The organism is Methylomonas albis (assembly GCF_014850955.1).
In the GTDB taxonomy this organism is placed as follows: domain Bacteria; phylum Pseudomonadota; class Gammaproteobacteria; order Methylococcales; family Methylomonadaceae; genus Methylomonas; species Methylomonas albis.
On the sequence record NZ_JACXSS010000001.1, the window covers coordinates 1169417 to 1193627 of the forward strand.

Genomic DNA, 24211 nt, shown 5'->3' on the forward strand with positions numbered 1-24211 from the left:
TTGTCTTGTTTAGATGAGGATAGAGTGCGCCCCTCAGGGCAGCAATCTTAGAGGTAGGGCGAACAATCGTCTGCCAATGGCTGGCATGAAAACTAAGATTTTATGATAAACGATTATCTGACTGTTCATGGCCGGAAACTATACTTGATTGCCGACTATGGCTCAAGCGTCCGATTATTGTTGGGTTGATATGGCTTGTTCGATTCCGATTGTTTTGCATTATCAGGGGCGGATTCAAAAGCGATGTTTCGCTCGTTTCCGGTTTTTTGCCGAAACTCCAAAATCTCCGAGCAGCATTTCATAAATGAGTCGATCAACACTTGTTGTTGCCGCTGATAATGCCGCTCTATTTCCGTTGGTATCTGATGCTGAAAAAATAGCTCCAGCGTTTGCAACATTACCACCGAATTTTGAATATCGCCCATTCGAGTCAAATAGTTTTTCAGTGGATTTAGCTCTATTTTTGCTAGGGCCGAATCGGTGAATTGTATCGCCAAAAGGCTGTAGCGCCATTTCTTAACGGCGATGCGCAGATGGTGAATGCTGGCGAGATTGGCCGGGTCTAATTCTTGGTAGCGACTGAGAGCAGCGGCGTAAATTTGGTCGATTGCCGTTGGCAAGGCAAGTTGAAGGTCGATGTCGGCGGTTTGAATTTTGAAGCGTTTGCCGGCTTTTTTCAGCTTACGTCGCAGTTTCGGTTGATACAGGCTGGCAATAAATGATTGGTTTTCCTTTAGCAATTGCTGTTCGCAGCGATGCATGTGTGCCAAAAAAGGCTCCAATTCCGGCAGGATGGGCAGGGTCTTGGCGGCTTCGAACAGCATGACCTGGGTGTCGCGTAATTCATCGAAACCGTCGAGCTGCTTTTTCAGGGCTTTGCGAATACTTAGTAGCGTGGGTTGTGGTCCCAGGACGTGAAGTAGTTCGATCAGCGCCAACAAGCGCCGGGTACTGACGCGTAACTCGTGGACGTTGTCCTCGTTGGCACTTTGCCGACAGGCATGCAAGCGTTTGCGGTATTGGCGCCAGTGTTTTTCCAACGCCTCAAGCAACGGTTTGCCACCGGTTTTTTGCATGTGCTAACTTTTACGGCTTTGCAGCTTACGTTTGCGCAAAACCAAGGTGACGATGGGGCCGGATATGGCATAGCCGACCGATAGCAGGAATAGCATGCGTTGCGGTTGGGCCAATATGAAACTAATTACTAGCATGGCGATGATGACAACGATAAATGGCACCTTGTTTTTAAAATCGATTTCCTTGAAGCTGGAATAACGGAAGTTGCTGACCATCAGCAAACCGGTAGTGATGGTCGTCAGCAATACCAGATATTTGATGTTCTCCACGTCATAACCGTTTTCCACGCAGAACCACAAACCACCGGCCAGGATCGCCGCAGCGGCCGGGCTGGGCAAGCCTTGAAAATAACGTTTATCCGCCACTTCCACTTGGGTATTGAAGCGCGCCAGCCGCAAGGCGCCACCGGCCATGTGGACAAAAGCCGCGAACAAGCCGGCCTGACCCATGGAAGATAAGGTCCATAAATACATGACAATAGCCGGGGCTACGCCGAATGAGACCATGTCCGATAAGCTATCGTACTGCACGCCAAACTCGCTCTGCGTGTTGGTCAGTCGGGCAACGCGGCCGTCCAGGCCATCCAGCACCATCGCGATGAACATAGCAATCGCCGCTGTTTCGAACCGGCCGTTAATCGCTGATGTGATTGCATAAAACCCGGCAAACATGGCACCCGTGGTGAACAGATTAGGCAGTAGGTAAATGCCACGATGACGCGTAAGCGGCTGCTTCTTGATCATAATGTGTCTACAAAGGTTGAAAAGTTGGCGGCATTGTACATGCTGAATATGACAGCTGCTTAACTAAAATGGGGTTAGCCAAGGCTTGAGATCGTCGAGATTGTAGCCCGTATGCAGCGCAGCGAAATACGGTGGTGGAGTCTAGCCGAGGGGGATAGGTTTGGCGTTAAAAGCGGATTTGCAACTTGGCATTTTAAACCCGGACTTCGCTGCGCTGCATCCAGGCTACGCAGACTTTATTGTGAAGCGCCTAACGGTATAGATTTAGCGTCATCTTAGGTAGAGGCGTTTTGTTCGGCTCTTTGTTTGAGCCACGCGGAAATCTGCGATTCGTAGTGCCTGGCTAGGAGGCCAGAAATCATACGTAAAAAGAAGAAACCCATAATAGTCACTGCGCCAGCCAGCCAAGGCGCAAAACAGGCTTGTTCCTGAGTCATAACGGGCGTACTCGATCCGAAAAACGAACCGAGTTGAAGAACGAACGCAAGAAGTATTAGCCCCCCGCCAAACAAATAGTCAGCTTTTTGTGCCGCTAGTGCTGTCGGCATATGAGGGTTCCAATCCCAATAGGTTCCGGATAGGCGTGCCATTGCCTCGATAGATTGTCTCATTACACCGATCGCGAAAAATACTGAGCCTATTATGCCAACACAAGCTGCAATTAGTTGAATAAGAGATGTGCTTGACATATTGGCTACCTAAATTTGGACATCCTAATTGACACTAAATATTTCGTCAAACAGTTGTTAAAATGCATTTTAAATAAAAAAATCTATTTATTTCAATGAATTATTGTTCGGTTTTGCTGTAGTTCTTAGGAAAATACCTCAAAATCGAATTGTAGATCCCTATTGTCCAATAGCCCACCCCTCAAAACTTCCACAACACCAACGCCTGTGGCACGCTGTCCTGCAAGCCCCTAATCCCGTATTTATTATGCCAATACTGGTATTCGATGCCGATATACAGGTGATTGCTGTTGCCCCATAAGTCGCCGATGTCCAATCTAAGTTGCGGCTGCGCCAGGGCTTGGCGGGCGGCGGTGTGGTTATGGCCGATGAAGTCGGCGAAGCCTTCGAAACTCCATTTTGTGCCGGCGATTTCGAACGGCAGTTTCCACGCCGGGGTAATCTGCCAGGAGGTGCCGATGTCGGCGGTTTCGGTGACGCGCTGTCGCAAAAAATCGACGTTGAAATACGCGAAGCCTGGCAGATCGAAATCGACGGTGATGCCGTATAGCCAGGCGCGAAAGCCGCTGCGCGAGCTGTTCATGTTTTCCCCCAGATTGACGCCGCCGGTCACGCCGAAATCTTTGAAAATGCCGTAAGATAAGTCCAGGCCGGTGATTTTACCGAGGCTGAGGGTGCTATAGGCCTCGCCGTAGAGATTGGTTTGCGCGGCTTGGCCGGATTCGGTAAACAGCGTGTCCATGAAGAAGAAGTTGCGGCCGTAAGCCCAGCCGTGGGCGTGGGTGACGGTGATGATGGACTGGCTGACTTCGTTGGGGTTGAGCGGTTCCTGGTAGTTGCCGCCGTGCAGATATTGAATCTCGCTGTTACTCCATTGCATGAAATCGGCGGGGCAGGGCATGGATGCCGTTAGCAGCAGCGTGAGGCTGGCGCTGTTCAGTTGGCTTGGGAAACCAGTATTTGGCACTTTAGGCAGCATCCAGCAGGCAAAAAAAAAGCCCATCGTGAAGATGGGCTTTAATCCTAGTCGATAAACTTAGTTTTTGCTTTTATCGACGATTTGGTTGGCTTTGATCCAAGGCATCATTGCCCGCAATTTGCCGCCGACCACTTCGATCGGGTGCTCGGCATTCAGGCGGCGTCTGGCAGTCATTTCAGGGTAGCCGGTTTGGCCTTCCAGGATGAATTGCTTGGCGTATTTACCCTGTTGAATGTCTTCCAGGGCTTGTTTCATCGCCCAGCGGCTTTCTTCGTTGATCACTTTCGGGCCGGTGACGTACTCGCCGTATTCCGCGTTGTTAGAGATCGAGTAGTTCATGTTGGCGATACCGCCTTCGTACATCAGGTCCACGATCAATTTCAATTCGTGCAAGCACTCGAAGTAAGCCATTTCAGGTGGATAGCCCGCTTCGGTCAGGGTTTCGAAACCCGCTTTCACCAGTTCCACTGCGCCGCCGCACAATACCGCTTGTTCGCCGAACAAATCGGTTTCGGTTTCGTCGCGGAAAGTAGTTTCGATGATGCCGGAACGACCGCCGCCGATCGCAGAAGCGTATGACAAACAGATGGCTTTAGCCATGCCGGACGCGTCTTGGTGAATCGCGATCAAATCAGGAATGCCGCCGCCTTTGACGAATTCTGAGCGAACGGTATGACCAGGTGCTTTAGGCGCAATCATGATCACGTCCAGGTCGGCGCGTGGTACGACTTGGTTGTATAGAATCGCAAAACCGTGTGCGAAAGCCAGGGCCGCGCTTTGTTTGATGTTCGGTTCGATTTCTTCTTTGTACAGCTTGGATTGAAATTCGTCCGGGGTCAGGATCATCACCACGTCGGCGCCGGCGATTGCTTCCGGGACGTCTTTTACGGTCAAGCCGCTGGCTTGGGCTTTAGCGACCGACGCCGAGCTGGCGCGCAAGCCGACGACGACGTCAACGCCTGAGTCTTTCAGGTTGTTGGCGTGCGCGTGGCCTTGTGAGCCGTAGCCGATGATGGCTACTTTTTTGCTTCTGATAACAGAAAGGTCGGCGTCTTTATCGTAATAAACTTGCATAGGTTTTCTCGTTGCTGGGTAAATAATAAATGTTACAGGTGTAAGCCTTTTTCGCCGCGGGAGATGCCGGTCGGGCCGGAGCGCACCACTTCGATGATGCTGCCTTCTTCAAAGCCATGGACAAAGGCGTCCAGTTTGCTGGATTGGCCGGTCATTTCCACCACGTAGCTGTTGGCGGTGACGTCGATAATCTTGCCGCGGAAAATGTCGACCATGCGTTTTACTTCTTCGCGGGTATCGTGGCTGGTTTTGATTTTTACCAGCATCAGCTCGCGCTCGATATGCGCGGATTCCGCCAAGTCGATCAATTTCACCACGTCTATCAACTTATTCAGCTGCTTGGTGATTTGTTCGATGATCTCATCGCTGCCGCTGGTGACCAGCGTCATCCGCGACAGGCTGGGGTCTTCAGTCGGGGCAACGGTCAAGGATTCGATGTTGTAGCCGCGTGCCGAGAATAATCCCGCCACCCGCGACAAAGCACCGGCTTCGTTTTCAATCAGGATGGAAATGATGTGTCTCATTATGACAACTCCCTGTCTACCGGGGTGCCGGGTGCGACGCGCAATTTCATGTCGTGATGGCCTTTGCCTGCTTCTATCATGGGATAAACGTTTTCGGTACGGTCGGTCATGAAATCCATGAACACGGTTCTATCTTTCAACGCGAAGGCTTCTTCCAGGGCGCCGCGCACGTCTTCGGGGTTTTCAATGCGCATGCCGACATGACCATAGGCTTCCGCCAATTTGACGAAGTCGGGGATGGTATCCATGTACGACTCTGAATAGCGGCATTGATAGGAAAACTCCTGCCATTGCCTGACCATGCCCATGTAACGGTTGTTAAGATTGATGATCTTGACCGGTGTGCGGTACTGCAGCGCAGTCGATAACTCTTGTATGCACATCTGGATGCTGGCTTCGCCGGTGATGCAGGCGACATTGGCTTCCGGAAACGCCAGTTTCACGCCGATCGCTGCTGGCAAGCCAAAACCCATCGTACCCAGGCCGCCGGAGTTAATCCAGCGCCGGGGTTTGTCGAAGTGGTAATACTGCGCCGCGTACATTTGGTGCTGACCGACGTCCGAGGTGACCAAGGCGTCGCCATGGGTGACCTGATACAGCTGTTCAACCACATATTGCGGCTTGATCACTTTGCTATTGCGGTCGTATTCCAGGCAATGCACGTCGCGCCAGCTTTGAATCAATTGCCACCAGGATTCCAGCGATGTTTTGGACGGCTTGATTTTGCTGTCTTTAATCAGCTCTATCATTTGTTCCAATACCGGCTTCACTTCGCCAACGATAGGCACGTCAACTTTAACGGTCTTGGAAATCGAGGCCGGATCGACGTCGATGTGAATGATTTTTGCGTACGGGCAGAACTCGGTGAGTTTGCCGGTTACTCGGTCGTCGAAGCGCGCACCGACGGCGAGGATAACATCGCTCTCGTGCATCGCCATATTGGCTTCGTAAGTACCGTGCATGCCCAGCATGCCGACGAATTGTTTGTCGGTGGCCGGATAGCCGCCCAAACCCATCAAGGTATTGGTGATCGGATAACCCAGCAATTGGGTCAATTCGGTCAGTTCTTTGTGGGCTTCACCGAGAATCACACCGCCGCCCGAATAAATAATCGGCCGTTGCGCGGTCAGCAGCATTTCAACCGCACGTTTGATCTGACCCTTATGACCGGTGACCACCGGGTTGTAAGAGCGCATCACGACTTTTTTCGGATACTTGTAAGGTACTTTGATGTTCGGATCGGTGATGTCCTTCGGTACGTCGACCAGTACCGGGCCAGGCCGGCCGGTGGTTGCCACGTAAAATGCTTTTTTCATGGTTTCGGCCAGATCGTTGACGTCTTTGACCAGAAAATTGTGTTTCACGCAGGGGCGGGTGATGCCGACCGTATCGACTTCCTGGAATGCATCGCTGCCTATCACCGGCGATGGCACTTGTCCCGAGATGATCACCATCGGGATGGAGTCCATATAGGCTGTAGCAATGCCGGTGACGGCATTGGTTGCGCCGGGGCCTGAGGTGACCAGCACCACGCCCGGCTTGCCGGTGGCGCGCGCATAGGCGTCCGCCGCGTGGGCAGCCGCTTGCTCGTGTCTGACCAGGATATGTTTCACTTCGTCTTGATGGAAAATGGCATCATAGATGTGCAAGACAGAGCCACCCGGATAGCCAAATACAAATTCGACACCTTCATCTTTAAGACATTGGACAAGAATATGTCCGCCACTGAGTTCCAATTTTACGTCCTCAAAAAACTAATCGATCGGGGAAATGCAGATTTTACAAAAAAGGTTGGATAAGCTACTGTTTTTGACCCTTTTCGTCAAGGAAAACCAAGGATTTCGCTTGGGATTATAGGTAAACGACTAGCTTTATACAGTAACGGAGAAATGGTGAATCAGTATTTTGTCGATGTTTGGCATGGGAATCTGCGACTTACAGCAACGGCTTTGCAGCAATTGACTGGGCTGTTGACGGATGATGAAAGATCCAAGGCCGAGTCGTTCAAATCAACTTTATTACGCGACCGTTACCTTGTAGTACGCGGATTATTGCGACAAACCCTGGCTGATTATCTGGATGTTGAGCCCGGCACCTTGGTTTTCGAGATTGGGCAGTATGGTAAGCCTGCCCTGGTCGGCGGCGCGCTGCATTTTAACCTTTCGCATAGCGCCGATACCTTATTGATAGCCGTTGCAGATTTCGCCGATATTGGTGTCGATATTGAGGCCAGCAGGCCGCGCCAGCATCTCGATAACTTGGCGGAACGTTGTTTTTCTGATCAAGAATATCAAGTCTGGTGTAATTTGTCGGCGGATGAGCGGCTTGATGCTTTTTATCGGCTCTGGACCAAAAAAGAGGCGTTCGTCAAAGCGGTTGGTAGGGGGATTGCGTTAGGGATTGAGCAATGTGAATTCGAATTGGGGAAGAGAGGGCCGTTGCTAGCTATTCCGCCTGCATACGGTCCGGCAAGCGCTTGGATGGTTCACGAATTGGATGTCGATGGTGCTAGCTGCGCGGCGCTTGCCACGCCAGCTTGTTCTTACGATTTACGGTGCTTAGCTCTGTCGGTCAAGTGAGATATTCGAGCCGTAGAAACGCAAAATCTTGCGTTTCTAAAAAATACGCGCCTGTCGCTAATTCTATCATCGTTGAATGTGCCACCCTTGTTGGGTTTACAACAATCACTCGTTCCCGCGTGTAATAACGTCCGCTTGTACTGTCGTGTATATGCCAAGTTTGAGCCGTGCGTTGCGCTGGCTTCTCCGCTATGCCTTGATTGCAGTGTCCGATTGGCTACTTACAGGTAAAACAGGATATTGGAACGGGATTTGCTACGTACTCTAAAAACGGATTACTTAAAGAGGTTGATATGACTATACACATTGCATCCATGATGCCGGATCGCGCGCTTGACGAGAGTGCAATCATCAAAGCCATCATCAAAACCGCCATCGATTTGGCAAGATTGCGCGAAGAGCCTATACAGAAACGGGCGCCGATCCTGGATTTGGTGTTTTTACTACCCAGCCGCGAGGAAAAGGCCGATTTCGAAGGTTTGCGTTTGCATTCGTTCGATAAAGCTGCGCAGATCTTGCGGATAGAATCTGCTGTACCGGAAAAAATGGTCGCGTCCACTCATGCCGAGCGCTTTGTGGTCGCGGTGATGCTGGATGCTATCGATGCCGCCGCCGAATTCTTCACCGAACAGCGCATATTGTTCGATGCTGCCGGGCATTTGGCTTTGGTGGAATCGCTGGCAGCAAAAGAACAATATGCGCTAAATTGAAGGGCTGTTTTTTGAATAATAGATAGGCGCTTGATGGCTCCTGGTTAAAGCCTGGCGACGGGGTGAGCTTGTGCTTATAGCCGTGCTTATTAAGCAGTTTTATCTACGCTTGGTCTGCCAAATCCAGCAGATTAACCAGGTTCAACTTAATCGCCAAGCGCGTTAACTCAATGTCGCTGTTTACCCCTAGTTTGTTTTTGATCAGGTAATGGCAGTTACCGACGGTTTTCGGGCTGATGTTGAGGGTTTTGGCGATGGTGTCGGGGGTATTGGCTTCGACGAGTAGGCGCAGGATTTCGAATTCCCTGGCAGTTAAACTATTCAGTGCCAGGGTTTCATTGCCGAGATTTTCCAATGCCAGTGCTTGGGCGATGTCGGCGCTGAGAATATGCCTACCTAGATGGACTTCTCGTATCGCCTGCAGCAGCATGTCCGGCGCGCTGCTTTTGGTGACGTAACCCAAGGCGCCAACCCGGCAGGCTTGGCGGGCAAAGCTGGGGTTTTGATGCATGCTGAATGCCAGTATCCTGGCTTTGCTGTCGCGCTGTTTGATGCGGCCTATCAATTCCAGCCCACTTAAGCCGGGCATGGTTAAATCGGTTACCACGACGTCGGGTTGCTGTTCTTTGTAGAGCTGATAGGCATCGGCACCGTTCGCGGCTTCAGCTATTACTTTCATATCTGCTTGTTTGCTGATTAGCGAGCGATAACCTTCTCGAACTATCGCGTGATCGTCTATCAGCAAAATACCGATTGTGGTCTGTTTGTTCATTGGGCGGTTTCCGGCTGAGCTAGTGGCAGGCGCGCTTGAATTTTCAATCCATGAGGTTGGGCTATGCTCAAGTCTAAGCGGCCGTTTAAGGCCAATACGCGTTCGCGCATGCCCAGTAAGCCTATCCCCTGGTCGATGGCAAACGGCAAATCGATGGCGCTGCCGTCGTCTTGTATGGTCAACGTAAGCTCGGTATCGGCGATGGTCAGCGTAATATCGGCCTGGCTGGCCGAGGCATGTTTGGCTATATTGCTAATGCCTTCTTGAACGATGCGGAACAGGCTGATAGTCAGCGGCTCCGGCAGCTTTTTGCAATCGCCGGCGATATGCAGTTTGTAGCGTGTCTTACTCAGACTGTTCCAACGCGCCAAAAGGCTTCGCAAGCTAGCGTCCAGGCCTAGCTCCTCCAGTTCCGCCGGTCGTAAGCGCGTCAATAAGTCTCGCACACTCTGCTGCATGGTTTGGGTAAAACGGCTGATTTGCTCGGCTTCCGTGATTAGTTCGGGGCAACTTTGCTGAGCGGTTTGGGCGATACCGGCGGCGACCGCGTGGATCGCAGTTAGGCATTGGCCCAGTTCGTCGTGAAGCTCCCGCGCCAGATAGCGGCGTTCCTCTTCCTGTAAGTTCATCAACATCACTACCAATTTTTGCCGTTCCGTTAGTAGTTGTTGTTGATTGTCGGCGAGTTGATTGATAGCCGTCGCGGTTTGCCGCCATTCCAGTAATCCAAATTTGGGCAGTCGATACCCCAAATCGCCCTGGCTGAGTCGGTTCAGTCCTTGGACAATGGTCTGGGCTGGACGTAGAGCGCGGCTGACGGCTAAATAAACCAACAGGCAGACTGCCGCGATAGTAATCGTGTATAGCGCCAGTAAATGCCTCACGTCCTCCCAGGCGTGGGCTATCGACATTTCGGCGCTAACCGAAACCGTTAATACGCCGTAAATCTGGCCGTTGTAAGTTATTGGGCGCTGCCAGTCGAAGTTCGGCCCGAAAAGTCGTCGGTATAGCTTAGCAAAATGCTGAGGATAGTAATGAGTCGATAGGTCGATGCCCTTGCAATAGTTGCGCATCGTTTCGCCGTCATTAGCGAGATAGCTGGCGCAAATGCCGGGTTCGCTGCCGGTCTGCTTCCATAAATCAAAATCGGGAAACGGGCTGGTCGGCTTTTCGCCGGCGCTCACTTTGAATAACTGAAACTCCAGTTGTTTGCCCAGCGCGGCCAAGGTGTTTTGCGCTAGCGTTGCAGATTGTTCGGCGCTGCCATGCAATACGTAAGCGACAGTAGCGAGTAAACACAGCAAGGCTACCGCCGTGATACGAGATAACAAATACAGTTTTAGGTTCATGATCGGGTTGTATGGCGCTAAAAATTCGGCGGATCCGGCATGGATGGCATTTTAGGTAGTCGTGACTGAGCTGCATAGCTTGTCGGTAAAGTGCGGGCAATTTGCCCGAGTTTGTCGGGCAAATTTCGGCTTACCGGCGGTTGTTAGCCGCTTAAGCTGAGGTCTTCTTAATCAGCTTAGTATGGAGACTGGAAATGCTTAAAACAGTGAACGTCAGCAAAACTATGCCGATACCGGCTGCAACGGTGTGGTCGGCGATAGCCGGTATCGGCGGTCTGGAGCGATGGTTCCCGGTTATTACTGCTTGTTGTGTGATAGGCAATGGCGTCGGTGCGATGCGGGTTTTGACCTTGGCGGCGGGTGGGGAAATGACGGATAGAATCGAGCTAATCGATCACGGCCGCCGACGCTTTCAATACAACCGTATTGAATCGCCGTTTCCGGTGAGCAGTAATCTGGGGACGGTGGAGGTCGGCGAAGCGCTTGATGGCGGCAGTGTGCTGGAGTGGAGCGTGGATATTGACGCAGACGCGGAAAGCCTAGATTTGCTTGAATTTGTACGCCAGGCGATAACGGACGGTGTGGCTGGATTGGAGTGGGATTTACTGGATTCAGCAGCGTTATGAATAACCTTGGATTGATCAAATGTTTGTCGTTGGCTGTGGGTGTGTTCTCGGCTGCGGCTAATGCCGCGTCGCGGATAGCGGTTTTGGATTTTGAATTGAATGACATTACTTCGCTGCCTAATACTCCGTTAGAAGTAACGCGTACTGCCAGTATGGCGCCGTTGTTGATTGCGGCACTAAGCCGGTCAGGTGAATATAAAATCGTGGCTGTCGATGTTGCTAGCCAGAAAGCCGCTAACGCAAGCTTCGGTTATTTGTTCCGATTCCACGATTTGGCAGCGCGATTGGGTCAGCAGCAGGGTGCGGATTGGGTTCTAGTCAGTCAACACAGCAAACCCAGCTATTTGTTTTCGTATCTGTGGGTGTATTTGATCGATGTGAAGCAGCAGGCGGCGGTGGCCCGTTACGATATTGAGATGAAGGGTAATCATCAAAAAGTCACCCAGCATGGCATCGATACGCTGGCGGGAAAGATTCAAGCTACGCTTGCTATTAGTAAGCATTAGGCGGATTGACGGGCATAAAAAAGCCGCTGTGTAGCGGCTTTTCTTTGTGTACGCCCAGCATGGGCATGAACTTATGGGGTGCAAGTCCCCTGTCGGAGAATTCAACGTTAATCATGTTAGCGATCATAACGACTAGCCGAAGGCAAAGGCAAGCCCGCGAGGGATTGTCTGAAGGAAGCCTAAGTGCAAAACGACGAGCCGACGAACAGAAATCGGATATAAGGCTGAGCAGCAGGGTCGAGTTGGCACAGGACAACGAAGGCCATGAATTCGCGCTGTACAGTAAATCCGGCGGTTGTGTCGTGACAGTTCATGTTCTTATCTGGGGAGATCTGAGACGCCAGCGGCTCTTGAAGAGCAGCGCGCATCGTAGCCATGCGGTGTGTGACGTTTCAGAAGTCAGCAGCGGTCATAGTAGCTTTGGCGGCGGGATTGCCGGCGGCGCGAAGGACCAAAGAAACAGGACAGGGCAGCGCCTTGTCAGACTCGGTATTGACGGAGCCTGCGACCCGCGGGAAGTGAGTGCTGGCGTATGACAACCGTGCACGCCTTGGAACAATCTTTACTGGAGACCATCGTCGCCCGCGACAACCTGCAACGCGCCTGGAAGCGCGTGAAGGCGAACAAGGGCGCGGCCGGAGTTGATGCAATAGCCGTGGCGGATTTTCCGGCTTGGGCGCAACAACATTGGCCGACCATCAAGGCCCAATTGATGAGCGGCGACTACCAACCGGAAGCGGTCCGGCGGGTGTGGATACCCAAACCCAACGGCGATAAACGGCCGTTGGGCATCCCCACAATCGCCGACCGCGTCATCCAGCAAGCCATCGCGCAACAGCTCGCGCCGCACTTCGAGCGCGAGTTCAGCCACAACAGCTACGGTTTCCGTCCCGGACGTAACGCTCACCAAGCCATCCGGCAAGTGCGCGACTATATTCGAGCGAAATACCGGATGGTGGTGGACATCGATTTGGCTGCCTTCTTCGACAACGTCAATCACGATGTGTTGATGCGGCTGCTCAGCCAACGCATCCGCGACAAGCGGGTGTTGCAACTGATCGGTCGTTATTTGCGCACCGGCGTCATCGAAAACGAGCAATGGCAAGCGACCCCGAAGGGTGTTCCCCAAGGTGGTCCGCTATCGCCGTTGCTGGCTAACGTCGTATTGCACGAATTGGACGTCTACCTGCATCAATGCGGCCACCGTTTTGCCCGTTACGCCGATGACTTCGTTATCTGCGTGCGCAGCCTGCGGGCGGCGCAACGGGTGCAGGCCAACGTCACACGGTTTCTGGAACAGCGGTTGAAACTGCACGTCAATCTCAACAAAAGTCGTATCTGTACCAGCAACGAACTGGAGTTTCTCGGGTTCTGCTTCCGAGGCAACAAAATCGTCTGGAGCGACAAAGCGTTACACCGCTTTAAACATCGGATCAAACAACTCACGGGGCGCTCGTGGGGCGTCAGCCTGGCTTACCGCTACCGCGAATTGCGACGCTATATCGTGGGTTGGATGAACTACTTTGCGTTATCGGAATATTACCGGCCAGTTCCCGAGCTGGACGAATGGCTACGGCGGCGCATGCGCTGTTGCTACTGGAAACAGTGGCGGTGGCCGCGCACCAAGATCAGCCATCTGGTCAGTTTGGGCGTCAGCCTGAAGGAAGCGATTAAAACCGGCGTGAGCTCGAAAGGGCCTTACGCCATGTCGCGGACACCGATTACGCAGATGGCGATGAACAACGAGTGGTTAAAAGCGCAGGGCTTGGTGTCGATCAAAGACCAGTGGGTACGTTTTCATTACCCTGTTTCAACCGCCTAGTGCGGACCCGCATGCTAGGTGGTGTGGGGAGGGCGAGAGAGAAACTCGCCCTTACCCGATTCCCAATAAGAAACGCTTAACGTTTTGAGTATTGAGGACGTTTTCTGGCTTTATGCAAGCCGACTTTTTTACGTTCGACTTCGCGAGCGTCGCGAGTAACATAACCGGCTTTTCTCAGCGATGGTCTCAATGCTTCGTCGAAAACCATCAACGCACGAGTCAGGCCGTGACGAATCGCGCCAGCTTGGCCTGAAGGGCCGCCACCGCAAACGATGATGTTGACGTCGAAATCACTGGTTTTGCCCAACAATTCCAATGGTTGTCTGGCAATCATCTCGTCGGTTTTGCGGCCGAAATATTGCTCAACAGGAAGTTTGTTGATAGTGAATTGTCCTGAACCGATGGTGGCGTAGACGCGAGCGATTGCGCTTTTGCGACGACCTGTTCCGTAGTATTGAGCTGCCATAAACTATCTACCTACTTAGAATTCTAAAACTTTAGGTTGCTGAGATTGATGACTATGCTCAGAACCTGCGTAAACTTTCAATTTTTTGAACATTGCACGGCCCAATGGATTTTTGGGCAGCATGCCTTGAACGGCGGTGGTGATGATTCTGTCCGGAAAAGTTTGTCTTAACTTGCCTAAAGAAGTTGACTTCATGTTACCGACATAACCAGTATGGTGATAATACATTTTGTCTTTTTCTTTGTTGCCGGTAACGCCAACTTTTTCGGCGTTAATGACGATGATGTAATCGCCGGTGTCAACGTGTGGTGTGAATTCGGGTTTGTGTTTTCCGCGAAGACGTCGTGCAATTTCAGTAGCAAGGCGACCTAATGTCTTTCCTTCTGCATCAATCACGTACCAATCGCGCTTAACTTCTGCGGGCTTTGCACTAAATGTTTTCATCTTTGCTTTTTAGTCTTTTGGGGCTATAAAAACCGTGAATTGTACTTAATAGGGCTTGTAACATCAAGTCCAATTAAAGCTTAATTTTCAGGGAATGTAGTTTTCGGTACAAATGCGTACGTTCCATGCCGATAGCCGATGCCAGTTTGGCGACGCTGCCGCCGGTTTTTTCGAAATGATATTCCAGGTAGGATTTTTCAAAATGGTCTCGAGCTTCCTTCAGCGGCAAATTGAAAAACTCCGGTACATTCAGGCCTAGCTTAGGTTGTTCGGCTATCGATCCTAGTGCGGTTTTTACTTCGTCGAGTTCAATATCGTCGCCGGCACCCAGTATCATCAGACGTTGCACCAGATTACGCAATTCGCGCACATTACCTGGCCAGCTGTAATTACGCAAATAATTTTGTGCTGCCATCGAGAAGCGCCGGAACGGCAGCTTTTCTTGAGTAACGAAATGATCGACGTAAAAATTCAACAAGCTGGGTACGTCTTCGCTGTGTTCGCGTAACGGCGGAATCTCTAGCGTGACCACATTCAACAAGTAATAAAGATCCTGGCGGAAGCGGCCGCTGTTGACTTCTTCTTCCAAAGACATGCGGGTGGACGCGACGACACGCACATCGACGCGCACCGCCTGGCTGCCGCCAACCCGCAGAAACGAACTGGATTCCAGCGCGCTAAGCAAGCGGGTTTGGGTTTCCGGGTCCATGCCGCCGATTTCGCCGAGGAACAGTGTGCCGCGATGGGCTTGTTCCAGTAGGCCTCGATAAACCCGACCGTTGTCTTCACGGCCGAAAAACTCCACTGCAGAGTTTTCCGGGGAGATACTGCCGACCGACACATCGACAAAGGAGCCGTCGCGCCGTGAACTATTGTTGTGCAAATAGCGGGCGAACATTTCCTTACCGACACCGGCTTCGCCCACGAACAATACTCGGGCGTCGTGTTGTGCCAGCCGTTTCAATTTGTCTTTGGTGCGTTCCACCACTGCACTTTTACCGACCGGATCCACGCCTATCATCAGCTGTTGTTTCAAACCGGCGTTTTCGCGTTGTAATGAGCTGGTTTCCAGCGCACGTTCGACGATCAGCAGCAATTTGGCCAAGGATAGGGGTTTTTCCAAAAAGTCGTAAGCGCCAAGCCGAGTCGCTTCTACCGCCGATTCCACCGAGGCATGGCCGGACATCATGATCACCGGGCATAGCGCATCGTCTTCGCTAACCCATTCCCGCAGCAGGGTGATGCCGTCGCTGTCAGGCATCCAGATGTCTAGCAGAATTAGATTGGGCTGACGCTGATTTTTAAGCGCTTTGGCTTCCGTGGCGTTTTCCGCCATGGCTACATCGTAACCTTCATCCTCTAGAATTTCAGACACCAATTGACGAATGTCCTGCTCGTCGTCTACCACCATTATGTAAGGTGCTTGCTTATTCATTTAAAGTTCCCAAATTCAAAAACCGGCAGCTGGAGTAAAAACCCCGCGCCGCCATTATAAGACGTATCCACCCAAATCACCCCGCCGTGTTCCTCGACGATCTTTTTGACGATAGCCAAGCCCAAGCCGGTGCCTTTGGCTTTGCTGGTCACGTAGGGATCGAAAATGGTTTCAATTTGTTCCGCGTTCAGGCCATTGCCGTTATCGTAGATGCCCAATTCGACATAATCGGTGTTGTTGCGGCTGACCTTGGCGATTTTTATTTCGATGCGGCAGGGTGCGGTGGCTGCCTCCTGTGCGTTTTTGATCAGATTATGCAACACCTGACGCAGGCTGACCGGATCAGCCTCGACCAGTACTCTGCCGCTGGCAAATGCCGTGCTGAAAATGATGCCGGACGGCAGGTACAAAGCCATGACTTCCTGAATCAGATCGACCAGATTGATTTTTTCCACCTGTTTTTTGGAAGGGCGGGCATACTCGGAAAAGTCGTCCACCATGCGTTTCATCGCTTCCACCTGCTGCACGATGGTGCGGGTGCCGCGTTGTAGAAATTCGGCGGAACCGTCCTGTAATTCCTTGGAGAGCTTGTGCTGCAAGCGTTCGGCGGAGAGCTGAATCGGTGTCAACGGGTTTTTAATTTCATGCGCCAGACGCCGCGCGACTTCGCCCCAGGCCGCGTTTTTTTGTGCCTGAATCAGGTCGGTGACGTCGTCGAATACCACGACTGCGCCGGTACGAGCTCCGTGCTGCGAGAATAGCGGCGTACCCCGGCACAACAGTTCCTGACGGCCGTTGGGGCCGAGAAAGACGATGCGTTGCTCCCAGATGTCGTCGGCTTTTTCCAGTAGTCCTTGGATCGCGTTTAGCACGTCTGCCAGTTCGCGGTGCATTGTTGCCAGGGTCGACAAAGTCTCCCCGACGAAATGGCTGACCGGAATGTGCAAAATCCGGTACGCGGCCTGATTGGCGGTGCGGATGTAAAAGGCTGCGTCAAAGCTGATCACGCCGGCGGTCAAATTGGCCAGGATGGTCTCCAGGTAGGCACGCTGGTTTTCCACTTCCAGGCCGGCGGCGCGGGTTTCGTCGCGAGAACGGGCGATACGCCGGGTCATCTGGTTGAAGGATTCCACCAAAAAGCCCAAGTCATCCTGGCTCATTACCGGTAGTTGCTGCTGGTAATCGCCGTCGGCGACCGCTTGAGTGCCTTTTACCAGTTCTTTCACAGGTGCGACGATGTTGCGAATGCTGATGAAAGCTACCCAAATGGCTGCTAGCAGGCTGAGCAGCAAGACCAGCAATAGGATCAGCGAGAAGCTGGTTTTCAGCGAATCGCGCAGGAAATTCATTTCCTGATAGCGGATGAAGGCAAATTCGATTGAGTCGGCCAAGTCAGTTACGCGCACCGGAATCGGATACAAGACTTGTAAAAACCGGCTTTGATCGGCTTCGATAGCGACGATGATACGTACCAGCATTTCATCGTTATCGCCGGGGTCGAACGCAAAATACTCCTTATTCTGTCGTAGCAGCAGCCAGATTTGTTCGTCAGGCAAATGCGGCAAAATATCACTGGGATTGATGCTGCTGGAGGCTAATACCCGGCCTTGGTTGGAAAATACCGCTATCTCCAGCGCTCCGGAGTCTCCCCACAGTGAGCCAACTTCCATCGCGATCAAAGCTTCTGACTTGTCGCGGAGTTGATCGGCCATTTGCTTGGTTTGTTTGATATGCCAGGTCATGCGCTGATTTAGCGAGGATTGGCTCAACTCCAGCGCATCGTCCATGGCCCGGTCGATTTCGACGTTAAACCAGCTGTCGATACCTTGATGCAGGAATTGTACAGAGAAATAAAACACGATCGCCGCGGGCGCCAAGGCCAGCAATACGAACAAGGAGACCATTCGCGTGGTAAGCCGGGAGCCGGCTTCTTTTTTCTTTAGCTCGCGCACCAGCGAATAGGTGTTGAACGCGACCAAGCCGAGCAAAATCACCGATCCCAGCGTGTTGATTACCAACAGCCAGGAATACATTTCGCCGAGTTCCGACGATTCCTGAGTGGCGCTGCTCATCAATTGCAGCGACAGTAATACGAAGCCGAACAGAATAATGATCGTGGCGCTGGCCGGTAATTTTATTTTTGAATAGGCCATGTATACCATGCGCTAGAGAGAAACCAGCGATTATCGAGATAGGCGAGCGGTCGCAATGGGATAGGCAGACGTTCGCGGTTGAACTGAGTTTTTACCGCCAGTAAGTAAGGTTTGCCCGCCGTCAACAGTTTGGCTGGGATTAGCGTGCTGTCATGTACGGCAGCCATGAAATTTGTTGCGGCACTCAAGGTTAAAAACATTTCGCTGCGGTCGAACGGGGTTTGCACCGCATATTGGTTTAACAGCGCATGGAATTGCAAACTGTAAGTCAGCTTGCGGCTATGGATTACCGTGTCCCACAGCACGCCGGGTTCGCGCAGCTCGATGGTGACATCCCAGGCCAGCGGCACGCCTTTATGCAACGCTTCCTTGGCGGTCGGGCTGAGCCGGTAATCGATATGGGCCTGAACGGTATATCCGCGATCAGCGGATTGCAACTCGGCATACTCGATCCGGGCAGCGTAATCGCCACCTTCAGCAATGCCTGGCGCGATTTGCAGGCAGAGTAGCAACAGTCCGTACCTAAGCGGCTTTAGACAGCTTGGCATAATAAAAGCCGTCCATTTGCCGGTCGCCGGTGACGATTTGTCGGCCGTGCGGGCGGGACATGCCCCAATGCGCGTCGATATGGATTTCGCTGGCATCAGTGTGTTGGGCAAGGAATGCGGCGATTTGCTCCTCGTTTTCCTGTTTCAACACTGAGCAAGTGGCGTACAGCAAGATGCCGCCGGGTTTTAGTAAATGCCAGGCGTTATCAAGAATCTTGGCTTGCAGGGTTTGCAGGGCGGCAATATCATCGAGGCGGCGTAGCAACTTGATGTCGGGATGGCGGCGAATCACCCCGAAGCCGGAGCAGGGTGCGTCCAGCAGTATCCGGTCGAATCGGCGGTCGTCAGCCCATGGAGCAGCTTGACTGGCGTCGGCAGCCAAGGTTTCGGCGTGCAAGTTTAAGCGCTGCAAATTGTCTGTCACCCGTTGCAGGCGGTGTTGATCGACATCGATCGCCAACAGTCCGGCCAAGGCGGGTTGGCGCTCCAAAATAGCGGCGGTCTTGCCGCCTGGTGCTGCGCATAAATCCAGTACCTGATGGCCGGGCTGCGTATCGAGTAGTTCCGCCGCCAGTTGTGCGGCAGTATCCTGTACCGACACGCGGCCCTGAGTAAACGCCGGCAATTGCTCGACAGCCAAAGCTTGGTCAAGCCGTATTGCCGTCTCGCAACAGTCTACCGGCTGGGCGGCGATGCCTTGCGCAGTTAGTTCGTCAAGATACGCGATTCGGCTGCCTTGCAGCAGGTTGACGCGCAAGGCCATTGGCGGTGCTTGATCGTCGGCGTGCAGAATTTTTTCGTAATGCTCCGGCCAGTCGCGCTTTAGTAGATCCACAATCCAGTTCGGGTGATTGTAGTGGGCTTGGTTGTCCGCAGTACAGGCTTGTTGTAAGGCTTCGGTGTCGCGCAAATATTGTCTGAGTATGGCGTTAACCAAGGATTTAGCCCAAGGTTTGTGGCTGGTGGCGGCTACCGTTTCTGAGACGGCGGCGTGCGATTTAACCCGCATATGTTGTAATTGATACAGACCGACCAACAGCAAGGCTTTAATGTCGCCATCTTTTTGCTTTAGCGGCTTGCTGAGCAGGCGACCCAGCATGAAATCCAATGCGTAATAATGGCGGATCACGCCGTAACACAAGGCTTGGACGAAAGCCCGGTCTTTACTGTCCTTGAGTTTGGGTAGGCCATATTCCAGTGCGGCGGTCAGCGATTGGCCGTCGTTAAGGACGTGAGCGAGTATCTGTGCCGAGCAGCCGCGCAGATTCATAGGCCAAGGATAATGCGGTCGGAGGGGTGGGCATTCATAAAGTCCTTGCCGGCTATGCGTTTACCGCCGGGGAGTTGTACTTCCAAGAGGCGTAATACGCCGTCGCCGGTGGCGACGTCCAGCGCGTGTTCCGCGCAATTGACGGTGCCGGGGGCTTGCTCGGCGGTTTTATCGAGCACTTGGCTGCGCCAGACGCGCAGCACTTGGCCTTGGTACTGAGTCTGCGCCACCGGCCAGGCATTCAGGCCGCGCACTTGACGATCAAGTTCTACAGCGGAGTTTTGCCAGTCCAAGTTCGATTCCTGTTTTTCCAGTTTGTGAGCGTAAGTGACCAGAGCTTCGTCTTGCGGTTCGGCATATAGCGAGCCGCTGGCGATTTGTTCGACCACTTTAAGCAGGCCCTCGGCACCCATTTGCGCCAATTGATCGTGTAGGCTGCTGGAGGTGGCGTCGGCGGCGATCGGGCATTCGGCTTTATACAGCATGTCGCCGGCATCGAGTTTTTTTACCACTTGCATGATGGTAATGCCGGTTTTAGTGTCGCCAGCCATCACTGCCCGGTGAATCGGCGCCGCGCCGCGCCAGCGTGGCAGCAGCGAGCCATGGACATTGATACAGCCTTGCTTGGGGATGTCCAATACCGTTTGCGGCAGAATCAGGCCGTAAGCGACAACCACCAATAGGTCGGCATCCAGTGCTGCCAGTTGTTGAATAGCTTCGGCGCTTTTGAAGTTTTCCGGTTGATAGACGGCAATGTCGGCAGACAAGGCCAACGCCTTGATGGGGCTGGCGGCCAGCTTGCGGCCTCTGCCGGCTGGCCTGTCGGGCTGAGTATACACCGCGCAGACTTGATGCGGGGAATCCAGCAAGGTCTGCAAGGTAGGAACCGCAAAATCCGGCGTACCGGCGAACACGATTTTCATGGGATGTCCTTAAAGGCCTTGCGTCTTGTGAATTTTATCCAGCTTGGCTTTGATGCGGTTGCGTTTGAAGGCCGATAGATAATCGACAAATAGTTTGCCTTCTAGATGATCCATTTCATGCTGAATGCAGACCGCCAGCAGTTCGCGCGCTTCCATTTCAAAGCTTTCGCCGTCCCGGTTTAGCGCCGTGATTTTAATGTGTTCGGCACGGCTGACTTTTTCGAAAAAGCCGGGTACGGATAGACAGCCTTCTTCGGATTCCTCGGCGCCGTCGCGTTCGAGGATTTGCGGATTGATCAGGCAGATCGGTTCGTCCTTGTTTTCGCTGACATCCATCACGATCACGCGTTTATGTACGTTGACCTGGGTTGCCGCCAAACCTACGCCCTTGGCGGCATACATGGTTTCGATCATGTTATCGACCAATGTCTTGATGCGGTCATCGACTGTGTCCACCTCGGCGGCGACCGTGCGCAGCCGTTTATCGGGAAACTCCAGAATTGTAAGAATACTCACCCAACACTCCACTTGCTAACTGTAATGGTGCGATTTTATCCGAAATTGCCCCGAGTTTGAACGTGAAGACTAAATACGCGCGGTGTATGGTGCTAGTGTTACGAAGCACTAGATGGTGCCGGCTTGGGTTAGGCGAGAGCAGGGCGTGCTGGCATAATGTGCGATTTAATCTAAACTGTGCGGCAAATAGATTGTAGATTTGTACGCATTTTTTCAACTTAAGGCCAAGCAGGATACACAAGATGTTGAGGCTTGCCGATCTTGTGTTTAGACGGCTCGTCTAGTGGATTTTGAACGGTTTTATAGCCTCTGGCAGGATAAATTATGTTTTTTCGCGCGATACTGGGAATATTGATGCCACTGGTTTTTGCCGCAGTGGTTTGGGCCGATGAGCTGAAAATAAACCCCAATCACCCCGAGCAGTACACGGTGGTAAAAGGCGATACTCTGTGGGACATCTCCGGGAAATTTTTGCAGCATCCTTGGGAATGGCCGCAACTATGGCATAACAACCAGCAAATCAAGGATCCGCATTGGATTTATCCGGGCGACACGCTGTACTTTTCTTTTGTAAATGGCGAGCCCCGCCTGAGTTTGTCGCCGGACGGCAACGAAGAAAAACTGCTGCCGCAAGTACGCGAGTCGGAGCTTGATCAAGCTATTAAAATGATTCCTAGCGATGCGATCGTGCAATTCTTGAATTCGCCGAAAGTTGTTACCGCAGAAGAGTTGCAGCGCGCGCCTTATGTCATCGGTTTTGTCGGCGAGCACTTGATCGCCGGTGCTGGAGATGGCGTTTACGTCCGTGCAATCGAAAACCCGGAGGGGCTGGGCTACACCATTTACCGGCAGGGTAAGGCTTATGTCAGTCCGGTAACCAGGGAGATTTTGGGCTACGAGGCGCAATATATCGCCGATACCACACTCCAAGAACCGGGCGACCCGGCTACGTTGCTGATTAATAAATCCGACATGGAAATTCAACGCGGCGACCGTTTGATGCCTACTTCCGAGGGTGAATTAGCCTTGAATTATTTTCCAAGGCCACCCAACCATCAGGTGGTGGGCAGCATTATTCAGGTCAAGGGCGGGGTGTCACAAATCGGTCAACACGATGTGGTGGTCATCGATAAAGGTACTGCGGACGGTTTGGAAGTGGGGCATACCTTGGATGTGTACCGTAGAGGGCATGTCATCGTGGACAGGTATCAATCTCAGCAGGCCGTGCCGGTGAAAATGCCGGACGAACTGGCCGGTGTGTTGATGGTGTTTCGGCCCTTCGAGCGCGTCAGCTATGCATTGGTGATGAAGGCAACGGCTGCGATGCACACTCTGGATAGGGTGCAGACGCCCTAATGGAGTGCCGGGCAAGCGGCCTGCCATCGGGTTGGTTTAAACCGAGCTGGTTTACCCTTTAAGCTGTTTTGGAATCCACACTCAATCCGCAAATCAAATACTGGCTGGCGATGCTGCGTAGTCCCGGCGTCGGCAGCCAGGCTATTCAGCGCTTGCTGGCGCATCTTGAGCCTGAACAGATATTCTCGGCGTCGCGTGCCACGTTAAGTGGCTTGGGCTTCAGCGAAAAGTTGATAGACGCGTTGCAAAAACCGGATTGGCAAAAGGTCGAAGACGATCTTTGCTGGTTGGAGCAAACCGGAAATTATGCATTGACCTTGGACGATGCCGACTATCCGGCGCAACTGAGAGAAATCGCAAATCCTCCCCCCATATTATTTGTCAAAGGCAATCCGGCATTGCTGCTTGAGCCGCAAATGGCGATGGTCGGTAGCCGCAATCCCTCGCCGGTTGGTGTCAGCACCGCGATTCAATTTGCAGAGGCTTTGGCTGCGGCGGGCTTTACTGTAACCAGTGGTTTGGCTTTAGGTATCGATGCCGCCAGTCACCAAGGCGCGTTAAATGTCAACGGACAGACCATAGCCGTGGCCGGTACCGGCTTGGATCGGGTTTATCCGGCTTGCCATAAGCAGCTAGCCACACAAATCGTTGAACATGGCGCGCTGGTCTCCGAGTTTCCACCCGGCACCAACGCCAAAGCCAATCACTTTCCCAGGCGAAATCGAATCATCAGTGGTTTGTGCGTGGGGCTGTTGGTGGTTGAGGCGGCCCAGCAAAGCGGATCGCTGATTACTGCGCGTTTGGCGCTGGAGCAGAATCGGGAAGTTTTTGCGATTCCCGGTTCGATTCATAACCCTTTGGCGCGCGGTTGCAATGCATTAATCCGCCAGGGCGCCAAATTGGTGGAAACCGCGCAAGATATTTTTGAAGAATTAGATCATTATAATCAACAGTATATGCGAGCTGAGTCAGATTTAACGCAGACTTCGCTTGACCTGGAGCAGCAAAATCTATTGAAATTGATTCCGTACAGCCCCACAACGGTCGATACTCTGGTCCAGGAAAGCGCTTGGTCGGTGGAAGAAGTTTCATCGACGCTGTTGGTGCTGGAGTTGCAGGGCTACATTGCCGCGCTTGCCGGTGGTGGCTACCTTCGAATCAAATAAAGGTTCTAATGAAAGAAGATATTTTCGATGTGCTCATTTATCTGTTTGAAAATTATTTGGATGGCGACAGCGATAACTATCCGGATACTGCCGTGATTGCCAGCGAATTGCTGGACGCGGGTTTTCAGCAGCCTGATGTCAATAAAGCGTTCGATTGGCTGGAGTCATTAGCCGAAATTGAGAGCATTACACCGGCGGTTTCTTCTTCGTTCCGCATTTTTAGCGGCCAGGAGATTGCCGTATTCGATATGGAATGCCGCAACTTTTTGATGTACCTCGAACACAGCGGCATCCTGACGCCGATTAATCGTGAAATCGCCATTGATCGTGCCATGGCTTTGAAAGACGAAAACATTACCCTGGACAAGTTGAAATGGATTGTATTGATGGTGTTATTGAGTCAACCCGGCGATAGTGCCGCTTTTTCCCGAATGGAAGACATAGTTTACGATTTGATACCTACTTCTTTACATTGATTTTTCTA

At 52.4% G+C, this 24211-nt stretch carries 25 protein-coding genes; 8 read left to right on the forward strand and 17 right to left on the reverse strand.

Annotated features, from left to right (window positions below; all coding sequences use genetic code 11):
* Window positions 1-155 precede the first annotated feature (155 nt).
* From EBA_RS05530 to EBA_RS05560, 7 genes are all read right to left on the reverse strand, one after another.
* A complete protein-coding gene (locus EBA_RS05530; RefSeq protein ID WP_192373724.1) occupies window positions 156-1076 on the reverse strand; it encodes a CHAD domain-containing protein in 921 nt (306 codons plus the stop codon).
* Between the two features lie 3 nt (window positions 1077-1079).
* On the reverse strand, window positions 1080-1820 hold the full coding sequence (gene pssA / locus EBA_RS05535) for a CDP-diacylglycerol--serine O-phosphatidyltransferase (RefSeq protein ID WP_192373725.1): 741 nt from the start codon (window positions 1818-1820) through the stop codon (window positions 1080-1082).
* Window positions 1821-2095: 275 nt separating this feature from the next.
* Window positions 2096-2509, reverse strand: a complete 414-nt coding sequence (locus tag EBA_RS05540) for a hypothetical protein (protein WP_192373726.1) — start codon at window positions 2507-2509, stop codon at window positions 2096-2098.
* Between the two features lie 181 nt (window positions 2510-2690).
* Complete coding sequence (locus EBA_RS05545) at window positions 2691-3488, reverse strand: outer membrane protein OmpK (RefSeq protein ID WP_192373727.1); 798 nt, start codon at window positions 3486-3488, stop codon at window positions 2691-2693.
* A 57-nt stretch (window positions 3489-3545) separates the two neighbouring features.
* Window positions 3546-4562: a ketol-acid reductoisomerase gene (ilvC, locus tag EBA_RS05550; protein WP_192373728.1), complete on the reverse strand. Its 1017-nt coding sequence runs from the start codon at window positions 4560-4562 to the stop codon at window positions 3546-3548.
* A 32-nt stretch (window positions 4563-4594) separates the two neighbouring features.
* Window positions 4595-5086: an acetolactate synthase small subunit gene (gene ilvN / locus EBA_RS05555; RefSeq protein ID WP_192373729.1), complete on the reverse strand. Its 492-nt coding sequence runs from the start codon at window positions 5084-5086 to the stop codon at window positions 4595-4597.
* A complete protein-coding gene (locus EBA_RS05560) occupies window positions 5086-6822 on the reverse strand; it encodes an acetolactate synthase 3 large subunit (RefSeq protein ID WP_192373730.1) in 1737 nt (578 codons plus the stop codon). The genes ilvN and EBA_RS05560 overlap by 1 nt, the downstream gene beginning before the upstream one ends.
* Before the next feature lie 153 nt (window positions 6823-6975).
* On the opposite strand from EBA_RS05560, the gene EBA_RS05565 reads away from it, so the two are divergent.
* Both EBA_RS05565 and EBA_RS05570 read left to right on the forward strand, forming a co-directional pair.
* Entirely contained in the window at window positions 6976-7665 is a 690-nt protein-coding gene (locus EBA_RS05565) for a 4'-phosphopantetheinyl transferase family protein (RefSeq protein WP_192373731.1), read from the forward strand.
* A gap of 293 nt (window positions 7666-7958) precedes the next feature.
* Entirely contained in the window at window positions 7959-8375 is a 417-nt protein-coding gene (locus EBA_RS05570) for a hypothetical protein (protein ID WP_225615940.1), read from the forward strand.
* 103 nt (window positions 8376-8478) lie between these two features.
* Here the strand turns inward: EBA_RS05570 and EBA_RS05575 are convergent, their stop codons facing one another.
* Both EBA_RS05575 and EBA_RS05580 read right to left on the reverse strand, forming a co-directional pair.
* Window positions 8479-9147: a response regulator gene (locus EBA_RS05575; protein WP_192373732.1), complete on the reverse strand. Its 669-nt coding sequence runs from the start codon at window positions 9145-9147 to the stop codon at window positions 8479-8481.
* The gene (locus EBA_RS05580) at window positions 9144-10496 is read right to left on the reverse strand and encodes a sensor histidine kinase (protein ID WP_192373733.1); all 1353 of its coding nucleotides are present in this window, start codon (window positions 10494-10496) and stop codon (window positions 9144-9146) included. Before EBA_RS05580 ends, EBA_RS05575 begins: the two co-directional genes overlap by 4 nt.
* Window positions 10497-10690: 194 nt before the next feature.
* Here EBA_RS05580 and EBA_RS05585 point away from each other — a divergent pair, with 194 nt between their 5' ends.
* The 3 genes from EBA_RS05585 (at window position 10691) to ltrA (ending at window position 13450) form a co-directional block, all read left to right on the forward strand.
* Complete coding sequence (locus EBA_RS05585; protein ID WP_192373734.1) at window positions 10691-11122, forward strand: SRPBCC family protein; 432 nt, start codon at window positions 10691-10693, stop codon at window positions 11120-11122.
* On the forward strand, window positions 11119-11628 hold the full coding sequence (locus EBA_RS05590; RefSeq protein WP_192373735.1) for a DUF2380 domain-containing protein: 510 nt from the start codon (window positions 11119-11121) through the stop codon (window positions 11626-11628). Before EBA_RS05585 ends, EBA_RS05590 begins: the two co-directional genes overlap by 4 nt.
* Window positions 11629-12160: 532 nt before the next feature.
* The gene (gene ltrA, locus EBA_RS05595; protein ID WP_192373736.1) at window positions 12161-13450 is read left to right on the forward strand and encodes a group II intron reverse transcriptase/maturase; all 1290 of its coding nucleotides are present in this window, start codon (window positions 12161-12163) and stop codon (window positions 13448-13450) included.
* 76 nt (window positions 13451-13526) lie between these two features.
* On the opposite strand, the gene rpsI is transcribed toward ltrA, so the two are convergent.
* From rpsI to def, 8 genes are all read right to left on the reverse strand, one after another.
* A complete protein-coding gene (rpsI, locus tag EBA_RS05600; RefSeq protein WP_192373737.1) occupies window positions 13527-13916 on the reverse strand; it encodes a 30S ribosomal protein S9 in 390 nt (129 codons plus the stop codon).
* Between the two features lie 15 nt (window positions 13917-13931).
* Window positions 13932-14360 carry a 50S ribosomal protein L13 gene (rplM, locus tag EBA_RS05605; protein WP_192373738.1) on the reverse strand — a complete coding sequence of 143 codons (429 nt, stop codon included), beginning with the start codon at window positions 14358-14360 and terminating at the stop codon, window positions 13932-13934.
* 73 nt (window positions 14361-14433) lie between these two features.
* Window positions 14434-15795 (reverse strand): sigma-54-dependent transcriptional regulator, encoded by a 1362-nt coding sequence (locus EBA_RS05610; RefSeq protein ID WP_192373739.1) that lies wholly within the window; start codon window positions 15793-15795, stop codon window positions 14434-14436.
* Window positions 15792-17948 carry a sensor histidine kinase gene (locus EBA_RS05615; RefSeq protein WP_192373740.1) on the reverse strand — a complete coding sequence of 719 codons (2157 nt, stop codon included), beginning with the start codon at window positions 17946-17948 and terminating at the stop codon, window positions 15792-15794. Before EBA_RS05615 ends, EBA_RS05610 begins: the two co-directional genes overlap by 4 nt.
* Window positions 17930-18460: a DUF4390 domain-containing protein gene (locus EBA_RS05620; RefSeq protein WP_225615943.1), complete on the reverse strand. Its 531-nt coding sequence runs from the start codon at window positions 18458-18460 to the stop codon at window positions 17930-17932. Before EBA_RS05620 ends, EBA_RS05615 begins: the two co-directional genes overlap by 19 nt.
* A gap of 10 nt (window positions 18461-18470) precedes the next feature.
* Window positions 18471-19766 (reverse strand): 16S rRNA (cytosine(967)-C(5))-methyltransferase RsmB, encoded by a 1296-nt coding sequence (gene rsmB / locus EBA_RS05625; protein ID WP_192373742.1) that lies wholly within the window; start codon window positions 19764-19766, stop codon window positions 18471-18473.
* The gene (fmt, locus tag EBA_RS05630) at window positions 19763-20689 is read right to left on the reverse strand and encodes a methionyl-tRNA formyltransferase (protein WP_192373743.1); all 927 of its coding nucleotides are present in this window, start codon (window positions 20687-20689) and stop codon (window positions 19763-19765) included. The genes rsmB and fmt overlap by 4 nt, the downstream gene beginning before the upstream one ends.
* Before the next feature lie 9 nt (window positions 20690-20698).
* Window positions 20699-21205, reverse strand: a complete 507-nt coding sequence (gene def, locus EBA_RS05635; protein WP_192373744.1) for a peptide deformylase — start codon at window positions 21203-21205, stop codon at window positions 20699-20701.
* Window positions 21206-21529: 324 nt separating this feature from the next.
* On the opposite strand from def, the gene EBA_RS05640 reads away from it, so the two are divergent.
* The 3 genes from EBA_RS05640 (at window position 21530) to EBA_RS05650 (ending at window position 24203) form a co-directional block, all read left to right on the forward strand.
* Window positions 21530-22561 carry a LysM peptidoglycan-binding domain-containing protein gene (locus EBA_RS05640; RefSeq protein ID WP_192373745.1) on the forward strand — a complete coding sequence of 344 codons (1032 nt, stop codon included), beginning with the start codon at window positions 21530-21532 and terminating at the stop codon, window positions 22559-22561.
* A gap of 68 nt (window positions 22562-22629) precedes the next feature.
* Window positions 22630-23727 carry a DNA-processing protein DprA gene (gene dprA, locus EBA_RS05645; RefSeq protein ID WP_225615945.1) on the forward strand — a complete coding sequence of 366 codons (1098 nt, stop codon included), beginning with the start codon at window positions 22630-22632 and terminating at the stop codon, window positions 23725-23727.
* Window positions 23728-23735: 8 nt separating this feature from the next.
* The gene (locus EBA_RS05650) at window positions 23736-24203 is read left to right on the forward strand and encodes a DUF494 family protein (protein WP_192373746.1); all 468 of its coding nucleotides are present in this window, start codon (window positions 23736-23738) and stop codon (window positions 24201-24203) included.
* Window positions 24204-24211 lie beyond the last annotated feature (8 nt).